General features: G+C 58.5%; 19 protein-coding genes. 14 read left to right on the plus strand and 5 right to left on the minus strand.

Annotated elements, in window-relative coordinates; all coding sequences use genetic code 11:
- The first annotated feature begins 46 nt into the window (after positions 1-46).
- The 5 genes from PMI21_RS17680 to PMI21_RS17665 all read left to right on the plus strand — a co-directional run bounded on the left by PMI21_RS17680 (position 47) and on the right by PMI21_RS17665 (position 3,984).
- Entirely contained in the window at positions 47-391 is a 345-nt protein-coding gene (locus PMI21_RS17680) for a hypothetical protein (protein ID WP_007937017.1), read from the plus strand.
- A 133-nt stretch (positions 392-524) separates the two neighbouring features.
- Positions 525-956: a hypothetical protein gene (locus PMI21_RS0128075; RefSeq protein ID WP_033063941.1), complete on the plus strand. Its 432-nt coding sequence runs from the start codon at positions 525-527 to the stop codon at positions 954-956.
- Between the two features lie 227 nt (positions 957-1,183).
- The gene (locus tag PMI21_RS17675) at positions 1,184-1,531 is read left to right on the plus strand and encodes a DUF6124 family protein (protein WP_007937019.1); all 348 of its coding nucleotides are present in this window, start codon (positions 1,184-1,186) and stop codon (positions 1,529-1,531) included.
- The gene (locus PMI21_RS17670) at positions 1,528-1,794 is read left to right on the plus strand and encodes a hypothetical protein (RefSeq protein WP_007937020.1); all 267 of its coding nucleotides are present in this window, start codon (positions 1,528-1,530) and stop codon (positions 1,792-1,794) included. The genes PMI21_RS17675 and PMI21_RS17670 overlap by 4 nt, the downstream gene beginning before the upstream one ends.
- Positions 1,795-2,097: 303 nt before the next feature.
- The gene (locus PMI21_RS17665) at positions 2,098-3,984 is read left to right on the plus strand and encodes an ATP-binding protein (protein WP_007937021.1); all 1,887 of its coding nucleotides are present in this window, start codon (positions 2,098-2,100) and stop codon (positions 3,982-3,984) included.
- 7 nt (positions 3,985-3,991) lie between these two features.
- Here PMI21_RS17665 and PMI21_RS17660 read toward each other — a convergent pair whose 3' ends face one another.
- From PMI21_RS17660 to PMI21_RS17640, 5 genes are all read right to left on the minus strand, one after another.
- On the minus strand, positions 3,992-4,810 hold the full coding sequence (locus tag PMI21_RS17660) for a cyclase family protein (protein WP_007937023.1): 819 nt from the start codon (positions 4,808-4,810) through the stop codon (positions 3,992-3,994).
- Between the two features lie 731 nt (positions 4,811-5,541).
- Positions 5,542-6,612, minus strand: a complete 1,071-nt coding sequence (locus PMI21_RS17655; protein WP_007937024.1) for a lipocalin-like domain-containing protein — start codon at positions 6,610-6,612, stop codon at positions 5,542-5,544.
- The gene (locus PMI21_RS17650) at positions 6,602-9,073 is read right to left on the minus strand and encodes an ABC transporter permease (RefSeq protein ID WP_007937025.1); all 2,472 of its coding nucleotides are present in this window, start codon (positions 9,071-9,073) and stop codon (positions 6,602-6,604) included. The genes PMI21_RS17655 and PMI21_RS17650 overlap by 11 nt, the downstream gene beginning before the upstream one ends.
- Position 9,074: 1 nt before the next feature.
- Entirely contained in the window at positions 9,075-9,743 is a 669-nt protein-coding gene (locus PMI21_RS17645) for an ABC transporter ATP-binding protein (protein ID WP_007937026.1), read from the minus strand.
- A 115-nt stretch (positions 9,744-9,858) separates the two neighbouring features.
- Positions 9,859-11,556 (minus strand): sulfatase-like hydrolase/transferase, encoded by a 1,698-nt coding sequence (locus tag PMI21_RS17640; RefSeq protein ID WP_007937027.1) that lies wholly within the window; start codon positions 11,554-11,556, stop codon positions 9,859-9,861.
- 477 nt (positions 11,557-12,033) lie between these two features.
- Here PMI21_RS17640 and PMI21_RS17635 point away from each other — a divergent pair, with 477 nt between their 5' ends.
- From PMI21_RS17635 to PMI21_RS17595, 9 genes are read left to right on the plus strand one after another with little or no spacing between them, the layout of a single operon-like run.
- The gene (locus PMI21_RS17635; RefSeq protein WP_007937028.1) at positions 12,034-13,077 is read left to right on the plus strand and encodes an NAD-dependent epimerase; all 1,044 of its coding nucleotides are present in this window, start codon (positions 12,034-12,036) and stop codon (positions 13,075-13,077) included.
- A gap of 11 nt (positions 13,078-13,088) precedes the next feature.
- Positions 13,089-13,835, plus strand: coding sequence for a sugar transferase (locus PMI21_RS17630; protein ID WP_007937029.1), 747 nt, complete (start codon positions 13,089-13,091; stop codon positions 13,833-13,835).
- Positions 13,836-14,480 carry a CpsD/CapB family tyrosine-protein kinase gene (locus PMI21_RS17625; RefSeq protein WP_007937030.1) on the plus strand — a complete coding sequence of 215 codons (645 nt, stop codon included), beginning with the start codon at positions 13,836-13,838 and terminating at the stop codon, positions 14,478-14,480.
- Positions 14,481-14,503: 23 nt separating this feature from the next.
- Positions 14,504-15,526 carry a polysaccharide biosynthesis/export family protein gene (locus tag PMI21_RS17620; protein ID WP_007937032.1) on the plus strand — a complete coding sequence of 341 codons (1,023 nt, stop codon included), beginning with the start codon at positions 14,504-14,506 and terminating at the stop codon, positions 15,524-15,526.
- A 17-nt stretch (positions 15,527-15,543) separates the two neighbouring features.
- Positions 15,544-17,139, plus strand: a complete 1,596-nt coding sequence (locus PMI21_RS17615; protein ID WP_007937033.1) for a GumC family protein — start codon at positions 15,544-15,546, stop codon at positions 17,137-17,139.
- A 32-nt stretch (positions 17,140-17,171) separates the two neighbouring features.
- Positions 17,172-18,227: a glycosyltransferase family 4 protein gene (locus PMI21_RS17610; protein WP_050550136.1), complete on the plus strand. Its 1,056-nt coding sequence runs from the start codon at positions 17,172-17,174 to the stop codon at positions 18,225-18,227.
- Entirely contained in the window at positions 18,224-19,591 is a 1,368-nt protein-coding gene (locus PMI21_RS17605; protein WP_007937035.1) for an O-antigen ligase family protein, read from the plus strand. Before PMI21_RS17610 ends, PMI21_RS17605 begins: the two co-directional genes overlap by 4 nt.
- Positions 19,588-20,556 carry a glycosyltransferase gene (locus tag PMI21_RS17600; protein WP_007937036.1) on the plus strand — a complete coding sequence of 323 codons (969 nt, stop codon included), beginning with the start codon at positions 19,588-19,590 and terminating at the stop codon, positions 20,554-20,556. Before PMI21_RS17605 ends, PMI21_RS17600 begins: the two co-directional genes overlap by 4 nt.
- Complete coding sequence (locus tag PMI21_RS17595; protein WP_007937038.1) at positions 20,549-21,685, plus strand: glycosyltransferase; 1,137 nt, start codon at positions 20,549-20,551, stop codon at positions 21,683-21,685. Before PMI21_RS17600 ends, PMI21_RS17595 begins: the two co-directional genes overlap by 8 nt.
- Positions 21,686-21,695 lie beyond the last annotated feature (10 nt).

Genomic DNA, 21,695 nt, shown 5'->3' on the forward strand with positions numbered 1-21,695 from the left:
CACACCCCACCTTTAAGAAAAGTGGACTAGAAAAGGAGGCATCCATTTGACTGAGCACCCTTTTTACTCAAAGCAAAAAATTGAATGGACACTAAAAAAAATAATTGAACTTGGCGGAATAATCACATTTGATGACATACCCCATATCAATCAGCTTATTGACACTTCAATGATCGTCGACGACTTAAAGGAGGATCTATTCCAAGCCGTCTTCCCCCATGATCAATTTATCGATATAGGTTGGTACCCTGAGTTCTGTGAAAACGGCGCATTTAGAATTTCTTTAATTAAAGCCAATGACTGGGAGCACCCAGCTTTCAGCGAAAAAGCAAAAAACTGGACGGATCTAAACAAAGAAATTTCTAACGCCTTAAACAAACTAGAACAATGACCACCCAAGAAAAATATAGACAGACACTCTTCTGCGTGCTCTCGAAAATAAATCCGTCCACTTTTGGCTGATTAAAAATGAATCTGTTTGCTTTTGGCTGCCTTTAGCCAATATTACAACTAAGAACATCGCCATGATTTTCAAGTCCGCTGGACAGACTATCAACCCGTCTACTGTTGGTTACCGCAGCCTTGGCTTTGGAGAAGACACGAAACTCAAAACAGAAAATTTTGAGTTACTTACAACCACACAAGAGTTAGCGATGGACTTTTTGGAAAGGGCAAACTCTTTCATCACTCAATGCAAGATCGATGATGAACAACAAGGCTATGCAGGCATTCATGCATTGAAAAAATCAAACTACCAGAACTTTACAGACCTAATTAAAAACGCACCTGACTTAGCTGCCTTGCTCATTAGAGATTATCTTTACTTTGATCTGCTGGATGCGTTATTCCCCACATCAGAAAACTTAAAATTAGTCATAAGCAATATAAAGAGTGTCAAAATAATAGACAACACCTTGATCATTAACGGCGAAACCTTTCCATACCTAAACGTCTAACGCAGCGCCCAATGACAAAAAGCATCCCTGCGGTTCCCTCAATACACCTTACAGGAGCTTCGGACATTTCCCGCAACTCCCATCACCATCCATGAACTTGTACATCCCCCTCCTCCCCAGATAACCTCCCCCAGTCACTGCAACCTCAGCGACCGGTTCTGACAGACCGAACACGATCAAGGCATGCAAATGCCGCTTTGCGGCTCCGTTGATTCAGGAGCTTCACGATGAAAAAGTTTCCACCCGAGTCTCTCGATCCCCTCCAACTCAGCCAAGCAACCCAACGCGCCGTCAGCGCCCGCCTCCGCAACCCCAAAAATCCCGACCCCATCAGCCACGTCTTCACCCTTCTCCCCAACATCCGCACCGAAACCCTGCTAAGCCACGCCTGCGAAACCCTCGCTTCGCTCAACGTACTGACCACCGACCTTGCCTGCGAACTCGAAGGCTCACACCGAAGCCTGGCGCTATCGATTCAACAATTGGCCGTCCTGGGCGAGTTGTTGGTAAACCGGGCGCTGGACAACCTCGACCCACCCGGTGGGGCGTCCGACGCTCAGGAGGTTCAGCCATGACTCGATACATGCCGATTACCGGCATCGACTGCACGATCCCTTCGCTGCTGATCGACACAGAAGCACCTGTCGACGTGTTGCACGACACGGCGGCGCATCGCATTCGTTGCGTCACTCAACTGTTGGAAACGCTGTCTATGGGCGAAGCGCCTGGCGGTGACGCTGCACTGTTGCAAGAGTTTGCGCGGGTGTTGGCAATCCCATTGCGGGACGGCTGCGATTTGCTGGATGTAGTCGGGCGACGGTTACGGGCGCAGCTTTAATTCAGCCAATAAAAATGGGCGACTCCTGGGTCGCCCATTTTTATATCCGACGTTTAATATCATCCCTCAATTTTATACACAGAGCATTTCGCAAGGGGCTGCTAAAACTTCGTCTGCAAATTTCTTGATACAGGAGCAAAATTCTTCCAATTTCCACTATGGTGGACTCTTCCACAAAATCCCAATCACCCCAAAAACCCAGAAAAACTGGCTATTCGGTCAAGTAACTTCCTCACTGAGAAATATTGGTTTTGAGCCAGTCTTCAATCTATGCTTGGGCTGACAGTATGGAGGCTGTGATGAATGTTCAAACTCAGACGGAAAACATGGGCTTTACTTTTGGTCTACATCGTAGGTGTCAGTGGTTATATCTACTACCTCTATGTCGAGACTCAAGGAATCCTCACTGACAACATTAATAACAAGCTGCTGCATGCCGCGCTGGGCGCGTCGGCCATCCTCGGCGACCGCTACCATGACAATCTGATCGACAAACAATCGAAAACGGAAGCGCAAGACTGGGATGCCATTCAGCGACTCTCCAGGTTCAACGAGTCCATGGGCACCGCCTTTGTCTACAGCGTGGTCAAACGCGCTGGGGAAGCCTATCTGATCAGCTCCAGCGCATCGAAAAAAGAAATTCAAGAACAGAATTACGTACGTTTTTTTGATCCTTATCCAGATGCCAGTCAGGCTCTGCTCGACAGTTTTGAGCGCACCGAGCCCACCTGGATCGATTATTCGGATCACTGGGGAGACTTTCGCGCGGTTTTCGTCCCGATGAAATCCCAGGATGGGACGGTTTATGTGGCGGGCGCGGAGATGACGTTGGCGGACTACTACCAACAACTTAATCAGGACTCTCTGCACCATATCATCCTTGCCATTCTGGTATTTCTCGCCTTCAGTCTTTTGTTCGTGATCGACTTATTGCGCATGCGTGCTCATCTTCAGCAACTGCAAATAAACGAACAGGTATTGAGTCAGGCAAAAGATGCCGCCGAAGACGCGGATCGTTCCAAGACACGTTTTTTAGCCACCATGAGTCATGAAATCCGCACGCCCATGTACGGTGTCATCGGTGCGACCGAGTTACTGGCCGGCTCCGCCCTGAATCCCGAGCAAAGCGGTCTGGTCAATACGATTCATACCAGCGGACGAACCCTGCTGTCGCTTATCGACAACATTCTCGACCTGGCAAAGATCGAAGCGGGCAAACTTGAATTGAGGCCTCGTGTATTCGAAGTGAGAGCATTGGTTTCATCCAGTATTGAAATGATCCGGCAAAACACCCAGGGCAAACCAATAATCATTGAGGCTCAGGTATCACCGAATGTACCGCACTGGGTCAAAACCGATACCGATTGCCTTCGCCAGATACTGATCAACTTGTTGGGCAATGCGGTCAAGTTCACCGAAACCGGAACAGTATCGCTCGAGGTCAAGACGAGCGGTGACGGCCCTCGAGCCCGACTCGACTTCTCCGTACGCGATACTGGCATAGGTATCCCTTTGGCGCGGCAAGACAGCCTGTTCAAGCCCTTTGTTCAGTTCAAAGGGCCGGCCAGTCAACGCTTTACCGGGAGTGGGCTCGGTCTTTCAATTTGCAAGAGCCTGGTCGAGGCGCAACAGGGGACTTTATCCTTTACCAGTCAACCTGGCATCGGATCGACGTTTTCCTTCTCACTCCCCATGGAGCCTTTTTCCGTCTCGGAAATACCCCTCGGGGACGATCATGCAACGGTTGGTTTCGACTCATCTTTTGCCAGGGATTACCCGCTCGATATCCTACTGGTGGAGAACCATCCCATTAGTCAGAAAGTTGCCTTGGCGATGTTACAGGCGTTGGGTTATGCACCCGCCCTTGCGTCAGATGGTCTGGAGGCGGTCAACGAGTGCATGACGTCGACTCCAGATATCATTTTTATGGATATCAATATGCCCGTTATGGATGGGCTAGCGGCCATCCATAAAATCCGCGAACTACCACTGGGCGATACTTGCTACATCGTTGCGTTCACCGCGAGCGCTTTTTCGAGCGAGATAGAACGTTTCAGGGCTGCCGGTGCCAATGACATTTTAACCAAGCCGGCAAACTTCCAGGCCTTGACCCAAGTACTTCAGCGTGCAGCCAACTACCGGCGACAGCTCCAGGCCAGTACTCCGGTAGTGGATGCAATTTCAAATTGAAATGGGCTCAGGGTACAAACGCCATTACGGAAACAGGAGAACCCGACCCCTCTTTGAGCCGAAGCACGCCAATGACCAGTGTCGTGCCTTTCGCAGGTAGCTGATCGAGATTAGTCAGACACTCCAGGACGATGCCATCTTTGGCCAGAATCTGGCTGTTGGTGGCGTAAACCGTATCCTGACCTGGATCAGCGCCATGTGTATCGATACCGACACCGGCGATTTGGCGTTCTTCAAGCAAAAATTTGGTCGTAGCAGCGCCCACACCGGGAAAGTGTGGGCCTTTCGCGTCTTCATTGATAAAGCGCTTGGGATCGTTCCACAGGGCTTGCCATCCCGTATAAAACAGCACAACAGAGCCTTGGTCGATGCGCCCGTTAGCCTGTTCCCATTTTTCGATGTCCTGGACGCCAATCACATAATCCGGGTTATCCCGAGCCTGGGTTCGTATATCAATCACGACGGCCGGACGCACCAGGGACTCCGGTTTATAGGCATCAATCCCGATGGCATTGGGGTGAAAGCTATTGGGCGCGTTCATATGGGTAGCGCTGTGCTCGCCAATACTGAAACGCCGCAGGTAATAACCGTCTTTTTCCTGTGTAGCCACCACATCGAATGTCACTGGAGGGTCGTTAGGCCACAGTGGAATCGTCGTGCTAATGACATGGCTGAGGTCAATGACCTTTCGAAACTGAATACTCTGCATTCCTTTGACGTCCTTATCCTCTGCGAAACTTTTAGCGACGCCGACCGACAGCAAAGCGGCCAGCACGCCGATGGATACCCGTTTAAAACAGCTCTTGTTTTGCTTTGATCTCGCCATAACGATTGGCTCCCCCTTTGATCATTAAGGACTCCTACCCTCGAGCCCAGCTGTGGCTCCAGCCATTCTCTACTCCCTGTTCGTTGATCCTGAAGAGGTTTGTGTATTGGAGAGTATCAATATTGATCGTTTCAATGCATCACCGTAACCGTCCAGGCGCCCCACTATGCATCGACATCATCTCCTTTGAGGCTCGCCGGGCATATTCGCAGCACTTTATGCGGGTTGGTCATCCCGTTGCAGGACGGTTGCGATTTGATGGATGTGGTCGGGCAGCATTTGCGGAAGCAGCTTTAGATCTTCCAATAAAAATGGGCGACTCCAGGGTCGCCCATTCTTATATCCGAAACTTTTAAACAGCACCTCCCAAAGAAGGTGTTCGCCCAGTGTAATGGCCTTGGCAATCCATGCACCGGTAAAGAGCCCTGACACCGGGCGAACGGGAAGGATTTTAATAGAATTTGGCCGATATGTCCTCGTGTATAAACGTGAAATTTTGTACACGCAATATTTCGTAAGGCTTCGCTCACACAACGTCTACAAACTTCTGAAACACACCAGTTCGACCATTAAAATTGATTGTTCTTATACAGCTATCTGCACAAGAACAATCAATACGTACAAGTAATGATCAGCTTGGGTGCTGGCTGGTCATCTTCAACACATCGGTATAGATCAGCACAACGCTTTGCCCTACTTTCAGATCCTTCAATTTCGCCCAAAGCTCCAACTCAATACCCGGTCATCTCCAGATACCCCTGCCCCCCATGACTGCCGCTCAGCCGCACCGGCCCTTCCCAATAGGGGATGCGCAAGTCCATCCAGGCCTTGGGGTTGAGGGCGTCGATGGTGATTTCGAGGTGCTTGCCCGGGATTTTGATCGACCAGCGCACAGGCATCGAACGCCCGGCGACCTTGGCGGTATCTTGCGGTGTGAGGCTGAGGTCGTCGGCGTGCAGCAACTGCGTCTGTCCTTGGGCGTCGATCCAGGTGCCAGTGAGGTATGGCGCGCCGTCCTTTTGCCGCATGCGGTAGAGCATCACCTGCTCGCCGCCGTCCAGGTGCAGGGAGAACCAGTCCCATCCGGTCTGGTTGGCGGTCAGCGGTTGGCTGCTCCACTCGCGGTCGAGCCAGGCCGGGCCGTTGACCGTGTAGGTTTTGCCGTCGATTTCGAGTTGGCCGCTGGCCTGGAAAAACGGCTGGCTGTAGTAGTACGACGCCTGGCCTTGTTCGGATTTCTGGCTGAAGCCTTTGTCTCCCTGAAGCACCAGTGGCCGGGTTGAAGTCAATCGAAGCTGGTAGCTGAACGCCTTGTCGCGGGCGCTGAGTTGCAGGTCTGCCAGCGGGTTTGCGTCGGTGGCCTGACTGCTGAAACGCCAGTCGTCGATCCACGCGTTGAACGGCGCCAGGATCACACCGGCCTGGCCGACGCCGCCTCGGGCGTAGCGTTCGGCGGCATGGTGCGCGGTGGCGGATGTCACGGCCGCATGGCCCAGCCAGATGGTCTGATTGCCCCAGCCGGGTTGCTCGGGCGTCGCTTGCAAGGCGCTGCGAAACAGCGTCCATTGCGCGCCGAACTCATGGCCCTGATCGTCCTTGAGGTTGGCGGTGACGTACCACCATTCGATGCGAAAGCCATCGTGGGGGCCATGGTCCGCCGGGAAACTGAACACTCGCCCGGGCACCACCGGGGTAAATGCGGCGGCCTGATGGCCGAGGCCGGCGAAGCCTTTTTCCGGTGCAGACGTGTTGTCACAGCCGCTCAGCAACGCCAGCAACAACACGCCGACTTTAATCTTCATGAGCAAACGTCCTCAGCAGATCCGCCGGTTGCGTGCGATACAGCGAGTACAACGGCCACGCCGATGCGAGCAACGTGGCGAGCAAGGCCAGGCCCATCAACTGCAACAGTTGCAGCGGAAACACCCGTAGCGGCAAGCGCCAGCCGAAGGCCTGAACGTTGATCACCGTGTCCAGGCACCACGCCAACGCGATGCCCAACGGCAATGCCAGCACCAACGTCAGCACCGCGAGCAACCAGGTTTGCCCGAGGTTGAGCAGCATCAACTGCCGCCGCGTCACGCCCAGCGCCCACAGCGGCGCGAGTTGTCCGAGGCGGCTCTGGCTCTGGGTCAGCAGGCTGATGAACAGCGCCACGCCCGCGACGCAAAGCGTCAGGCTGTTGAGTGCGGCGGTGGCGGCGAAGGTGCGCTCGAACACTTGGGTGGACCAACCCTTGAGCCGGGCCTGATCGACGATGCGGCTGTCGTCCAGGGCGAAGCGCGCTTGCAGCGCGGTCAGGAACGCGGGAATCGATGCCGGCTCGATGCGCAGGTTGAAACGACTGGGGGTCAGCTGCGGCCAGCCGCGCAGTAGGTGATTGTTGTTGACCAGCAGATGGCCCTTGGGATTGCCGTAGTCAGCGTAGATCCCGACGATCCGTGGCGACCATGGACCGTTGGGCGTGGCAATGGTCATGTGATCACCCAGGCGCACCTTCAACCGCCGGGCCAGTTGTTCGCTGAGCATCAGCGCGTCGTCCTTGGCCAGCCGCTCCCAAGGGTCGTCGCCCAAGGCTTCCAGCAGTGGCCAGTGCTGGCGATAGGTTGGGTGATCGATCACGCCGAAGACGTCCGCCGGCCAGCCCTGTAACTGAATCGACACTTGCCAGTTGGGTAGCACCGCGCTGACGTGGGGTTGTTGTTTGAGCCAGGTGTAAAGCTCTCGGGCCTGGGCCGGATTTTGCGGATTGACATACAACTCGGCGGTCAGGCGTTGTTCGAGCCAGTTGCTGAAGGTCTGGCGGAAACCGGCGGTCATGCTGCCGGCGCCGATGTTAGCCGCCAGCGCCAATAACAGCGCCATCAGGGCCAGGCTCAGGGCCGGCAACTGCTGACGGCAGTCGGCGACAAACCATTGGCCGAGCACCGAACGACTGTGCCGAAGCACCCGGTTGAGCACGCTGTTCAACACTACCGGCAAGGCCAGTGCGGCGCCGATCAACAACGCGGCCATCAGCACGAAACCACTGCTCAGGCTGTCGCCGAACATCAACGCCAGCAACGCGATCAACGCCGCCATCGCCGCGACCCAACCCTGGCGCCGCAACCAGCGCGCGTGGGCCTGATGCCAGGCTTGCGGATCGGCCAGCGCCAGCAACGGCAAGCGCGCTGCTCGCAGCAAACTGTTGGTACCGGCGAGCAAGGCGCCGAGCAGGCTCAGACCGATACCACTGAACCACCACAGCGGGCTTAGGCTCAACTGGCCCGGCACTTCGGCGCCGTACAAGCCGCGCAAACTGGCGGCGACATCCGGCAACAGCACGCCGGCCAGCAGGTAGCCGCTGACCACGCCGGCGACACCACCGATCAACGCCAGACATCCCAGCTCGACGGCGAGGCCGGCAATCAACATTCGCGCGCTGACGCCACAGGCGCGCAGGGTTCTGAGCAAGCCTCGACGTTGCTCCAGCGCCAGGCCGATCGCCGCGTGCACGATGAACAGGCCAACCACGAACGACAGAAAGCCCAAAGCGTCGAGGTTCAGGTGGAAGCTCTCGGTCAGGCGCGCAAGATTGTTTTCTTCGCCGCTGCTGATGAGCTGGAGTTGGCCCTTGAACTGATCAGGCAGGGGCGCGGTGAAATCCTTGGGCAGCAGCAGGCGCGACAGTTGATCGGGCATCTGCAGAATCTGCTGGGCGAAGCCGATGTCCACCAGCAACACACCGGGGGCCATGTCGGGCTGGGCACGCAGGGGCGGCAAGGCGATACCGCTCTGGGCCACCGGTGTTTCACCTTCACCCAGGCCCAACGCCTGCAAGGTCTGCGGCGAAATCCAGGTGCTGCCCGGCGCCGTGAAGAACTCGACAACCTGCTCGATCGGCAACAACCGCCCGGCCACTGCGGAACCGGCCGGCAGCGACACCGGCTCAATGCCCATCAATTGCAAGCGCTGGTCTTCATGGCCCTTGAGCGTCACCCGGCCTCGCAACACCGGCGATACCGGCCAACCCGCGCGACGCAGGTCGATAAACAATTGCTGAGGGAACACTCCGCCGCCGGGCGCGCTGAGGCTGGCTTGAGGTTCGCCGCCGATCAACTGACTGGCCCGCGCGTAGCTTTCTCGCGCTTGGCTGTTCAGCGCCTGCACACCGGTCAGCAGACTGGTGGCGAGCCAGAGCCCGGTCAGCACACTGAAAAATTGCACCGGGTGTTGCCGCCAATGGCTGAGCAGCGCCCGCAATGTCTCGCGAAAAACCCGCACTTCAGCGCTCGTCCGCGCCAGCCAGACGGCCACCGTGCAGCACCACTTTTTCCGCCAGCCGCGCGGCGACCCGTGGGCTGTGAGTGACCATTAGCAACGTCGTCGGGCTGTCGTCGAGCAGCTCCAGTAATAACTTCAACACCTCATCGCTGGTGGCTTCATCAAGACTGCCGGTGGGTTCGTCGGCCAGCAGCAGTTTCGGTTGCGAGGCCAACGCCCTGCCAAGTGCAACTCGTTGTTGTTGCCCGCCAGACAGTTGTTCCGGATAGCGCAGCAGCAGGTCTCCCAATCCGAGACGCTGCACCAGATGCGCCTGCCAACGCGGATCGTGGCGCCCGGCCAGACGCGCCTGAAACGCCAGATTGTCCTCGACCCGCAAACTGCCGATCAGGTTGAACTGCTGAAACACCAGGCCGATTTCGGTGCGCCGCCAGTTAGCCAATTGGCCTTCGTTCATCTGCTCCAGCCGATGCTCGCCGCTGCGAATGCTGCCGCGATCGACCTTGTCCAGGCCGGCGATCAGGTGCAGCAAGGTGCTTTTGCCACTGCCCGACTCGCCCATCAACGCCAGGCTGCTGCCGGGTTTCAACGTGAGGTCGACGCCTTGCAGCACCGGCAATGGGCCTTGGGGGGTGGCGTAGCTTTTGAAGACGCCCTGGACGTGGAGCATGAAGGGAAACTCTCTTTGATGAGCTTGGGGCAAGGATAGAGAGTACACCCGATGATCTTTGGTTGAACGGTCTGACGACTTGCCCGCGAATAGGCCCGCTCATTCACTCAAAATCTCACTCCCCCACCGCCACACTCGGCACCACCGGCCCCGGCGTCACAATGCTCTTCAGGTCAATGTACTTCCACGCCGGCACAGCGCCGAGCCGCGCATTGAAGCGATAGTTGAAGGTGAAATCATCCGCCGTCGACACGCTCAACGGTTTGCCATACACCGCCTCGATCCCCGCCAGGTCATAGCCCATCAACTGCAGCAACGTCGGGAAGATGTTGTAGTGACTGGAGCGATCCTTGTTGGCCGGCAATTGCGCCTGCCAGTCCTGGGTCTTCAAATCGCTGCCCGAAATCACCACCAACGGCACTAAGCCCTCCTCCTCTACCGGATCACTGCCGCAGTGAGTGTTGAGCCCCGGGTTACCGCGCTCATGCAGATCCTGCCCATGGTCCGAGGTGTAGATCAGCAACGCATTGCGCAAATCCGCCTGGGCGAAAACCCGTGCGAAGAACTCGCCGACATTCCACAGCACAGTATTTTTGTAGGCATTGCGGTACAGCACCCAATCATCCGGCTGACCGTTGAAGCCATCGCGCTTACCGGTGTCCGCCACCTCGACAAACTGCCCCCGAGGCAAGGTCGGGCGGTAGGCCATAAACGCATCCGGGTATTTGTCGTGTACCGGAAAATGCGCGCCGACCTTGTTGATCACCACCAGTTCCGGCGTGCCGTCGTTGAGCAGATCGATCAACCTGGCCGCCGCGGCCATGTCGCGGTCACGCACACTGGTCTGGTCGAATTGCACGAACTCGTCGATGTCCTGCTTCTCGGCAGCGTTCATCAGGTTCTGCAAGTTGCCGCCCGTGCGCTGGGCATCGATATAAACCGTGCGCAGCCCGGCCTTTTTCGCGTACTGCCAGATCGACGGCAGCGTGGTGTTGATCCGCATGTAATCGGCGCGGGTGCCGCCATAGCGCAGGGTGACGTTGGTGTCGGCGCTGCAATTGGCGATGGACGCGGCGTAGCCGTAATTGAAGATATCCACGCCCGGATGCGCTTCCTTGAGGTTGCTGTGCACACCGAACGGCGTGTTGATGTCCAGGTAGTTGCCGGAAATGCTCTCGTCGATGATCAGTACGATGTCGTGGCCCACCGGCTGATCGATGCGCGCCAGGCTCACCGGCTCGCGCGGGCCGACGGTGTTGTGCAGCGCTTCATAGGTAAACAGATTCAGATAAGCCAACGGCGTGTACATGATCGGCAAGCCACGGGCGCCCTCGCCGGCCCGCACGAACAGCACGACACTGAGCAGCAACACCCCGAGCACCGGCGCCGCCACCAACAGCGCCCCCGGCAACGGCAGCCGTCGACGCGGCTTGAGCCCGATACCCAACAGCAGCAACAAGCCACTGACTATCGCGCCGATGATCGCATCGCGGTACTGGTAAGCCGCTTCCTGAATGAACCCGCCGGAATACACCAGCGACACAAAACTGCTGTAAGTCAGGTAACCGGCAGTCACTTGCGTGTAAACGTCAAAGAAAACCGCCGAGCCAAACATCGCCAACGCAAACAAATGACGGATCAGCGTCTGACGAATGTACGCGGTCATGAACAGCGCGATCGTCAGCACCACGAACATCCCGCCATACAGCAACATCGGCAAACCGATGCCCAACGCGTCGAGACGGTCGAGGTAAAAGTCGTAGCTTTTGAGTAAATACAGAACCAGCAACAGTTCCTTGAGGTATCGGATCATGGTGGTGCAGTACCTCCATGGCCGCCATTAGCCTATGGAAACCAATGATTATCAGCCATTTTCTGACACTAGCACCGAGCCACGGAAGCGCAAGAAATGCCGGTTTTTTGCCAAAAGCGTCAAAAAAACATTGACTCAAATCTGACACCCAAAAACGCCTGTAACCCTTGTAATACAAGCCTTTCGACCGTTTATCGTTTTCTTGAAACCCTCAGCAAGCCCTCAAAACCGCGACAAATCCAGCAACGGCAAGCACTTGATAGCAAATAGCCCTTGAAATCAGGGTTTCCAGCCCACGCTACCCGTCATTTTGCTGACACGCTTTCCCAAGGCTGGGCTATACCCCTTTTGACAGTCTCATTTCAGTTACATCCACCGTCTTACGAGGCGCGCCAATATGGACGTAAGCGTATTTGGTACGGGCTACGTCGGCCTGATCCAAGCTGCGGCATTGGCTGCTCCCGAGGCGCCACGATCATGAAGATACTCGTCACTGGAGCCGCCGGCTTCATTGGTGCCCATTGTGTGTTGCGGCTGTTGAGCGACGGGCATCAGGTGTGCGGGCTGGACAACTTCAATGACTACTACGACCCGCAACTCAAACATGATCGCGTGGATTGGGTACGCGAGCAGGTCGGCGATTTCCCCCTCGCAAAAGTCGACCTGGCCGATACCGAGGCCCTCGACGCACTGTTCGAGTGTGAACAACCGGAAGTGGTGATTCACCTCGCGGCCCAGGCCGGGGTGCGGCACTCCCTGGAAAATCCCCGGGCCTACCTCGACAGCAATCTGAGCGGGTTCCTCAACATTCTCGAAAGCTGCCGTCACCACCCGGTCAGGCACTTGATCTATGCCTCGTCCAGTTCGGTGTACGGCGCCAACCAGCACACGCCTTATTCGGTCAAGGACAACGTCGACCATCCGATGTCGCTGTACGCCGCGACCAAAAAAGCCAACGAGTCGATGGCCCACAGCTACAGCCATCTGTTCGGCATTCCCTGCACCGGTTTGCGTTTTTTCACTGTGTACGGGCCCTGGGGCCGGCCCGACATGTCGCCGATCCAGTTCGCCCGGGCGATTGTCGAAGGTCAGCCGCTGAAACTGTTCAACTACGGCCAGCACCAGCGGGACTTCACCTACATCGACGACATCATCGAGAGCATCGCCCGCCTGATCGAACGCGCGCCCCAGCCCGCACCGGACTGGAACCGCGAGCAACCGGACCCGGCCAGCAGCATGGCGCCATGGCGCATTTACAACATTGGCGGACAGCAGCCGGTAGCGCTCAAGGACTACCTGGCGCTGCTGGAAAAGCACCTTGGGCAAAAGGCCCTCGTCGAGTTGTTGCCCCTGCAACCGGGTGACGTGCTCAACACCTGCGCCGATGCCAGCGATCTGGCACAGGCCACCGGTTTCCAGCCACGGATAGAGCTGGATGAAGGACTCGGACGATTCATCGCCTGGTTCCGTGACTACTACCCACTGCGTAGCGCCCACTCGCCATTCATGGCAGGGCTTTAGCGGAGGACTCTATGACTGGACATGAAAAAGGCATGTTGCTCGATCACATGCAGAGTGACAACCGCCTGGATCCCGAGCACCGGATGCGCCTCGACAAGGCGATCCACGTGCAGGGTCACGGCTGGGTGACCGGCCGCAACGGTGGTCGGCCCTGGACCCTGTCGCGCACCAATCGGGTGCTCGCCTGCCTCGGTGCACTGGTGATTTTGCTGTTGATCTCCCCGGTGCTGCTGGGGCTGGCACTGGCAATCAAGTTCAGCAGCCCGGGGCCGGTGTTGTTCGTGCAGAAACGCACCGGCTACCGCGGCCGCATGTTCGGCATGTACAAATTCCGCACCATGGTGGCCAACGCCGAGGAGCTCAAGGAGTCCCTGCGGCATCTGAACAAGCACGGCGCCGACGCCATCGACTTCAAGATCGACGACGACCCGCGGATTACCCCCATCGGCAGCTTCCTGCGGCGCAGCAGCCTCGATGAGTTACCGAACCTGATCAATGTGGTGAGCGGCGACATGCGTTTAGTCGGCCCGCGACCCACCTCGTTCAATGCCCATCGTTACAAGGACAGCCATCTTGCACGCCTGAGCATCTACCCCGGCATGACCGGCCTGTGGCAGATCTCCGGGCGCAGCAATATCGACTTCGACCAGCGCGTTGAGTTGGACCTCACCTACATCGCCGAGCAGAGCCTGTTGCTTGATCTGAAGATTCTGTTGAAAACCCCCTTCATCGTATTCAACGGCCACGGAGCGAGTTAAATGGACGGTTCATCGAACAACAGCCTGACCATCGCCAGCCCGAGCGAGTCCAACCTGACCTCGACCGTGCTCGACCTGGATCTGCGGATCCTTTTTCTGACCGCTGCCAACGCAGGCACGGGCACCACCACCAGCGCCCTGGCGCTGGCCAGCCAATTGGCGGCAATGAGCAGCGGCCAAGTGCTGCTGGTGGACGCCAGCCAGTCGGCGGGCAACCTCACGCAACAGCTGGGGCTGAGTAAAGAGCGCGGCTTTCGCGACCTGCTGTTCAACGACTCCCCGCCGTTGCTGCAGGACTGCCTGGTGAACGTCTCCAGCCTGCCCTTCCACATCCTGCCGAACGGGCGGCACATCCGCGGCACCGAGCACCTGACGAGCGAACAGCTGAACCCGTTGCTCGAGCAGTTGGTCGATCGGTATCGCTTCGTGGTGATCGACGGCGATGCGGTGTATGCGGCCGTCGACACCCTGGTCATCAGCACTCTGGTGGACGGCGTGATCATGGTGGTGCGCGCGGAAGACACCCGCTGGGAAGTGGCCCAGGCCGCGGCTCAGCGCCTGACCCAGGCCGGCGCGAAACTGGTGGGCAGCGTCTTCAACCGACGCAAGTACTACATGCCCAAATGGCTCTACAAAAACCTGTAAGCACCCACCTGAAGGATGAAGTCATGAATGCCAAAGTGCTTGTCCTGCTGTTGCTACCGCTTGCAGGTTGCTCCAGCACCAGTGAAACCCAGAACATGCCGGTGCAGATCCTCACGGCCGAGCCGGCCAACGCCCAGGCCACCGACATGCCCAAGGTCGAACAGACCTTGCGGCCCAAGGACGTGCTGGACGTGATCTTCCACGTCAGCACCAGTGGCTCGGAGGCTTACCGCATTCAGCCCGGTGACCAGGTCGCCCTGAACTTCACCGCGGCCAGCCAGCTCAACGGCACGCAACTGGTGCTGCCCGATGGCACCATCGAACTGCCGGGGGCCAACACCGCGGTGAAAATCGGCGGGATGACCTCGGTCCAGGCCCGGGAGGAAATCCAGCGCGCCTATAACCGCAAAGCCCTGTTCCAGCCCAATCGCAACCAGTTGACCGTGCTGGTCACCAGCCCGCTGAGCAACGAGCAAAACCTCAAGAGCGCCCTGAACCACCCCGCTACCGGCATGAGCCGGGAGATCACCGTGGGCAACGACGGCTATGCGAGTTTCCCGGAAATCGGCTCCGTGCCGCTGCAAGGCATGACCGTCAACCAGCTCGAAACGTTCCTCAATCAACGTTACGCGCAATTGCCGGGACGGATGACAGTCGACGTCATGCTCAAGTCCACATCGGGCAACGAAATCTATGTACTGGGTGAAGTCGGGCAGCCGGGCTCCTACCCGATTCGCCGCCCGGTCTCGGTGCTCGAAGCGTTGACCCTGGCCCGTGGCACCAGCGTCAAGGCGCGCCTCGATTCGGTGGTGATCATGCGCCGCACCGGCAACCAGGTGCAGGCCGTGCACTACGACGTGGAAAAAGCCTTGGCCGGTGACGCGTCGCAGATTGCTTACCTGCAACCGGACGACATGCTCTACGTACCCAAGACCAAACTGGCCAGCGCCGGCGAACTCGCGCGGCAACTGGCGGACGTGGTGTTGTTCCAAGGGGTCGGCTTCAGCTTCGGCTACCGCGTCGACAACAAAGGCAGTAACAACTAAAGCTCAGGTGACCGATCATGAACCCAAAGGAAAACTACCTGCATGAGTTCTTCAGGATCTTCTTCGCCAACAAGCGGTTGGTGAAGCGAATCTTCCTGATCTTTGCAGTGATCGCCCTGCTCCTGCCGCTGGTGCTCAAACAGAGCTTCGATATCACCGCGCAGGTGCTCGTGCAGTCCAAAAAACTCTCTCAGGGAGACGCCACCACATCCCTGACCCAGGGCGACGCCTCTTTCATTCCGCCGTCACTGGCAGACATGGAAACCGAGAGCAATATCCTGCGCTCGCCGGCCCTGATCCGTCAGACCATCAGCGACCTGCAGGCCAAAGGCGAGTACACGCCCAACCCCGGGGCCTTCAACAAACTGGTGACCGAACCGATCCAGCGTTTCGTGACCAACCCCTTGCGTGAATACGTGATCAACCCGGTGCGCGGCGCGCTCGGGCTTGCAATCGATCCGGTGCGGGACACCACCCTGGATACCTTCACCCAGGAGGCCATCGATAGCCTGAAGATCGACACCCTGCCCGGCTCCAACGTGATCTCCATTATCTACAGCTCAAGCGATCCGACCCAAGGCACCCGGTTTGTCGCAACGATGTTGCAAAACTACCTGGCCAGCCGTCAGGAACTGCAATCGATCGACCTGCCACAGAGCTTCTACGAAACCAAGAAGAAGCAGTATCAGGTGCGGCTCGATGGCCTGGAAGGCACTCGACTGGCGTTGCTCGAAAAGATCGGCGCGTCCGATCCGAAGGAAGAAATCACCTTCCGCCTCAACGCCATCAACACCGAGGAAGAGAACCTGAACCAGTATCAGGATCGCTTGCTGCAAAGCCAGCGCTGGCTCGACTACCTGAAAACCGCGCTGGCGGCGGCCAACAATACCACTCGGCTCAACGACTACACCTTCCCTTTCACCTTCACCACCACGGTGGACAACATTGCCTTCGAAGACCGGGAGATCCGGCAGATCGGTGAGCAACTGACGACTCAAGTCAGCCGCTACATGAACGACCTGGCGGTCTTCCAGCCGGGCAGCGAACCGATGCTGCTGGCCCGCGAGCAAATTACCCGCACCCGCCAGCAGTTCCTGAAAATCGTCAGCAACCGGATTCAGGAGCGCACCAGCGACCTGGCCATTGTCACCTCGGTGATCAACCAGAAAACCGCGCGCATCGCCGAGTTCAAGAACCGCATCCACCAGTTGCAAGTGGCGCAGAGCAAGTTGCAGCAGATGGATACCGAGATCAATGCCTTGCACGCGGCGTTCTCCACCTACGCCCAGCGCTTTGCCGAAAGCAGCACCGCCCGCGCGCTGGACAGCGATTTGTCCAACGCCCGGGTGCTCAGCCCGCCGTTCGAACCGACCGAGGTGGCGTTTCCCAAACCGCTGCTGATCATTCCGTTCGGGATGCTGACCGGTCTGCTGCTGGCGATTGCCTTCGTCTACGTGCGTGAGTTCTTCGATCACAGCTTCAAACATCCAGCGCAAATCACCCATGAACTGGGCTTGCCGGTGCTGTTGGTGATCAACGATCAGGACGCTTTGCCGAACAACCCGCACAAGAACTGGACCGTGCCTAGCTTCATGTATTGGGTGCGCCATTGAACGGGCCGCTCAACGCCAGCGCGCTGCCGATCATGCATTTGATCAGCAGCGGCGGCTTTTATGGCGCTGAGCGGATGTTGCTGGACCATTGCCTGGCGACGCCGGGACACCACCAGGTGCTGTTTCTGGATGCGCCGCAGGCCCTGATCGACCGCTTCCGCGAGGCCGGGATCGACTGCCGCGCTTTCGCGGGACTGGGGCAATTGCTGGGTCATTTACGTTATCGGCGGGCTGAACATCCGCTGATCAATACGCACAATTTCAAAGGTCTGGTGTTTGGCTGGGTCGGCGCGACATTGTTGGACTTGCCGTTGGTGATTACCCAGCACGGTTTCACCCCACGCAGTCGCAAGCAACGCTTCTACGGCTGGCTGAGCCTGCAACTGTGCCGCACGGCGTCGGTGAATCGGGTGGTGTGCGTGGCCGAAAGCATCGCGGTGCTGCACCGCAAGGCCAGTGTTCGAACGGAGAAGCTGCAAGTGATTCCCAATGGTCTGCCAACCGCCAACGGTCTTCTGCCCCACAACGCCAGACACCCACGCTGGCTGGCGGGCTACGTCGGTCGGCTGACCCATGAAAAAGGCCCGGACCTGTTTCTCGATGCGCTGATCCCGCTGTGTCAGCAACACCCACAACTGGACGCGGTGATGCTCGGCGATGGCCCGGAACGGGACCCCCTGCAGGCGCGAATAGCCGCCACCGGTTTGCGCAACCGCATCACCCTGCCGGGTTACCAGACCGACATGAACCGCTGGTGGCCGCAACTCGATGCGCTGGTGATCAGCTCGCGCACCGAGGGCACGCCGATGATTTTGCTCGAAGCGATGCAGGCCGGAGTGCCGGTGGTGGCGTTCAGCGTCGGCGGAATTCCCGATGTGCTGGAGGATCGGCACAACGGCCTGCTGGCGCCCCCCACCGACAGCGTCGCCCTCGCCCGGCAGCTCGACACGCTGCTGAGTGAGCCGGCACTGGCTGGCGAACTGATCGACAACGCAAAACGTACGCAACAGGACCGTTACGACCTGAAGGCCTTGGCCGAACGCTGGTCGCAGCTTTATATCCGTACTGCACGGGAGGCACGCACGTGATCTTTCCGCTCTCGATCGTCAGTCTGCTCGCCCTGGTCTGCCTCGGTTTGCTGGCCAGCCCTTTCCCCTATCTGGCGCCCGGCGCGGTGCTGGGCATGGTCGCTGTCGGTGTTCTCTACCGAAAACCCGCCTGGGGGTTGTTGGGCATCGCGGCGCTGGTGCCGTTCGAAGGTTTCTTCAAGGGCAGCGCGCTGTCAGGCACCAAATTCATCGGTGCGTCACTGGCCCTGATCCTGATGTTGCAACTGGCCATTCACCAGATTCCGTCCGAGCGTCTGCGCAGCAACATCTGGCGCTTCCTGATCGGCTTCGTGGTGTTGTATCTGTTGAGCATGATCAATACCGACAACATGGACATGTCCCAGAGTCATCTGCGGGACATGAGTGTCGGCATGGTGCTGTTTGTGATCACCTTGCTGATCGGCCGTGAGTTGAACCTCGATCTGTTCGCCCGGCTGGTGACCCTCAGCGTCGCCGCGACCTCTGTGCTGGCCATGTTCTCCACCAAGTATCAGGACCAGGGCCGCGCCGCCGGGCTGCTGGAAGACGCGAACTCGTTTGCCCTGCTGATCGCCTTCGCCGTACCGTTGGCCCTGCTGCTGGTGATCCGCGGCCCGAACCTGTTGCACCGATTGTTCTGGGGCGGCTGCTGCATTTTGCTGCTGGGCGGCATGACCAAGACCGATTCCCGTTCCGGGCTGGTGGTCCTGTTCCTGAGCTTGATGATCGGCGCCTGGCACTACCGCGCGCAGTTGCCACGCATCCGGCCGCGCCACTTGGGTTTTGCCATGCTCGGCCTTGCGATCGTGATCCCGGTGGCGACTTATTCGATGCCGGCTGGTTACCTCAAGCGCATCCAGTCCTTGAGCGTCTTGAAAGAAGGCTCCAAAAGCCAGGACGAATCCCTCGGCCGCCGCGCGTCATACCTTGTGGTCGGCAGCCAGATCATTCGTGAGCATCCGTTACTCGGTTCCGGCCCCGGCACCTTCCCGCTGCACTACGCCACCTCCGGTTACGCCAAGGTGTTTTCCGCCAACCGCAAGCCCGGCGACTTGTACCGTCGCGCTCACAACACGTACATGGAAATCTTCAGTGAACTGGGGATTCCCGCCGGGCTGCTGTTCGTCGGCATGCTGGGCCTTGGGATGTATAACCTGGTCCGCGCCCGTCAAGCCTGGATGCTGCGACGGGATTGGGAACAGGCCGACCTGATCACCCACCTGGGCATAAGTTATCTGTCGTTGACACTGTTTTTGATGTTCCTCAGCGCGCCGAATCACAAGTACCTGTGGATCATGCTCGCCCTGACCTGGGTGTTGCGCCTCAAGGCGCAAGAACGTCCGCTGACGGAGCCCGTGGCATGAACCGCATCAGCATTGCCATCCCGATGTACAACGAGGCCAGACACATCGGCCGCACCTTGCTTGCCGCGAAAAAAGCCGCGCAGGCCGCCGGGATGGAATGCGAGCTGATCGTGGTCGATAACGGCTCCGACGATCAGGGCCCGCACATCGCTCGCCAGCTCGGGGCGCAGGTGCTGGTGCTGCCCGGGCTGCTGATCGGCGCCCTGCGCAATCGCGGGGCGGCGATGGCGACAGGCGAATGGCTGGGTTTCATCGATGCCGATATCGAAATGCCCGAGGACTGGCTCACGCTGTTGTTGAGCATCCAACACGCGGTTCAGGTCGACGTCCTGGGACTGGACCTGCACACCCCGGCCGAAGCCCCGTGGTATGCCAATGCCTGGCAACGCCGCACGTTGCGCCCGAACGATGAAACGCTGAAAACAGTGCGATGGCTGCCCAGTTCCAACCTGTTGATGCGTCGTCCATGGTTCGACAAGGTCGGCGGCTTCAACGAAAACCTGCGCACCGGCGAAGACAAAGATTTCACCATGCGCCTTTCCCACTCTGGCGCACGCCTGCTGTCCGTCAACCAGAGCGTTGCCCTGCATTGGGGTTACGAGAGCAGTTGGCGCGAATGGATGGGCAAGGAGTTCTGGCGTCAGGGCAGTCACCTGCAATTACTGCGCAGCCACGGCATGAATCTGCGTTTACTGCGTTTCCCGATGCTATCGATCATCGCCTGGGTGTTGGATTTCATGGCGCTATCCGCCCTGCTCAACGGCTCCCCCCGACTGGCGCTATGCATGCTGTTCGTCACCAGCCTGCCAGCGCTCGCCCAAAGTCTGCGCCAGAGCCTGAAACACCGCGACCTGCGCCTGATGCTGCAACTCTGGGGCCTGCATTGGGTGCGTCTGCACCTGGCCGGTGCCGCGTTCATCCTGAGCCTTTGTCGCTGGAATGCCAGGAGACCCGCCCGTGGCTGAATTCGTGTTCTGGTGGTGCCTGTTATTGCCGGTGTATGCCTGGCTCGGCTACCCGCTGCTGCTGACACTGCTCGCGCCGTTGTTTGCGGCGCCCCGTCATGAGCCCGCACAACCGATGAACGTGAGCATCGTCATTGCCGCGCACAACGAGGCCCAGTACATCGAAGAAAAGCTGCGCATCCTGCTCGCCCAGGATTATCAGGCGCGCTCGCTACAGATCATTCTGGCCAGCGACGGCTCCACCGACGACACCGTGGCCTGCGCCCACAAAGTCATCGACCCGCGCATCAGCGTGCTCGATCTGCCCCGTCAGGGCAAGGCAACCACCTTGAATGCCGCCGTCGCCCTGAGCATGGGCGAGATTCTGGTGTTTACCGATGCCGACAACCAATGGTCAACCGACACCCTCGGCCAATTGCTCGCGCCCCTGGCCGATCCACAGGTCGGGGCCTGCGCCGGGCACATGTTGATCCCGGTGGCGGGCCAGGGCCTGAGCCTGGGCGACAGCCTTTATCGGCACTACGAAGGCTGGCTGCGCATGGTGGAAAATCGCACCGGCTGCATGGTTTCCGCCGACGGAGCCCTGCTCGCCCTGCGCCGCGAGTTGTTCCAGAACGTGCCGGTGGAGGTCAACGATGATTTCTTTATCAGTACCTGCGCGCCGGTGGCGCTCAAACGCATTGTCTATGTGCCCACAGCCCGGGTGATCGACCAGGGCGTCGATGAGATCGACAAACAATGGCGCCGTCGTCTGCGCGTCACCGTCGGTGGCCTGCAGAGCCTGGCCCAGCGTCGGGAACTGTTGAACCCCTGGCGCCATGGCTTGTATGCGATTGCGCTGATCAGCCACAAACTGATTCGACGCCTGGCCCCGGTCCTGTTGCTGCCATTGTTGCTGAGCAACTTCTGGTTGTGGAACGTCCATGGCTTCTATCGCTTGAGCCTGATCGCGCAACTGCTCGGTTATGCGGTGGCCATCGCCGGCCTGCTGGATGTGCAACACCGTTTGCCCAAACCCTTTCGCCTCGCCGGCTTCTTTCTGGTGACCCTTGCCGGGATGAGTATCGGCCTGTGGCAGTTCCTGCGTGGACAGCGGTACGCGCAGTGGAACCCCGAGCAAAATCGTTGAAAGGACCGCG

The sequence above is a fragment of the Pseudomonas sp. GM18 genome (assembly GCF_000282195.1).
Taxonomy (GTDB): domain Bacteria; phylum Pseudomonadota; class Gammaproteobacteria; order Pseudomonadales; family Pseudomonadaceae; genus Aquipseudomonas.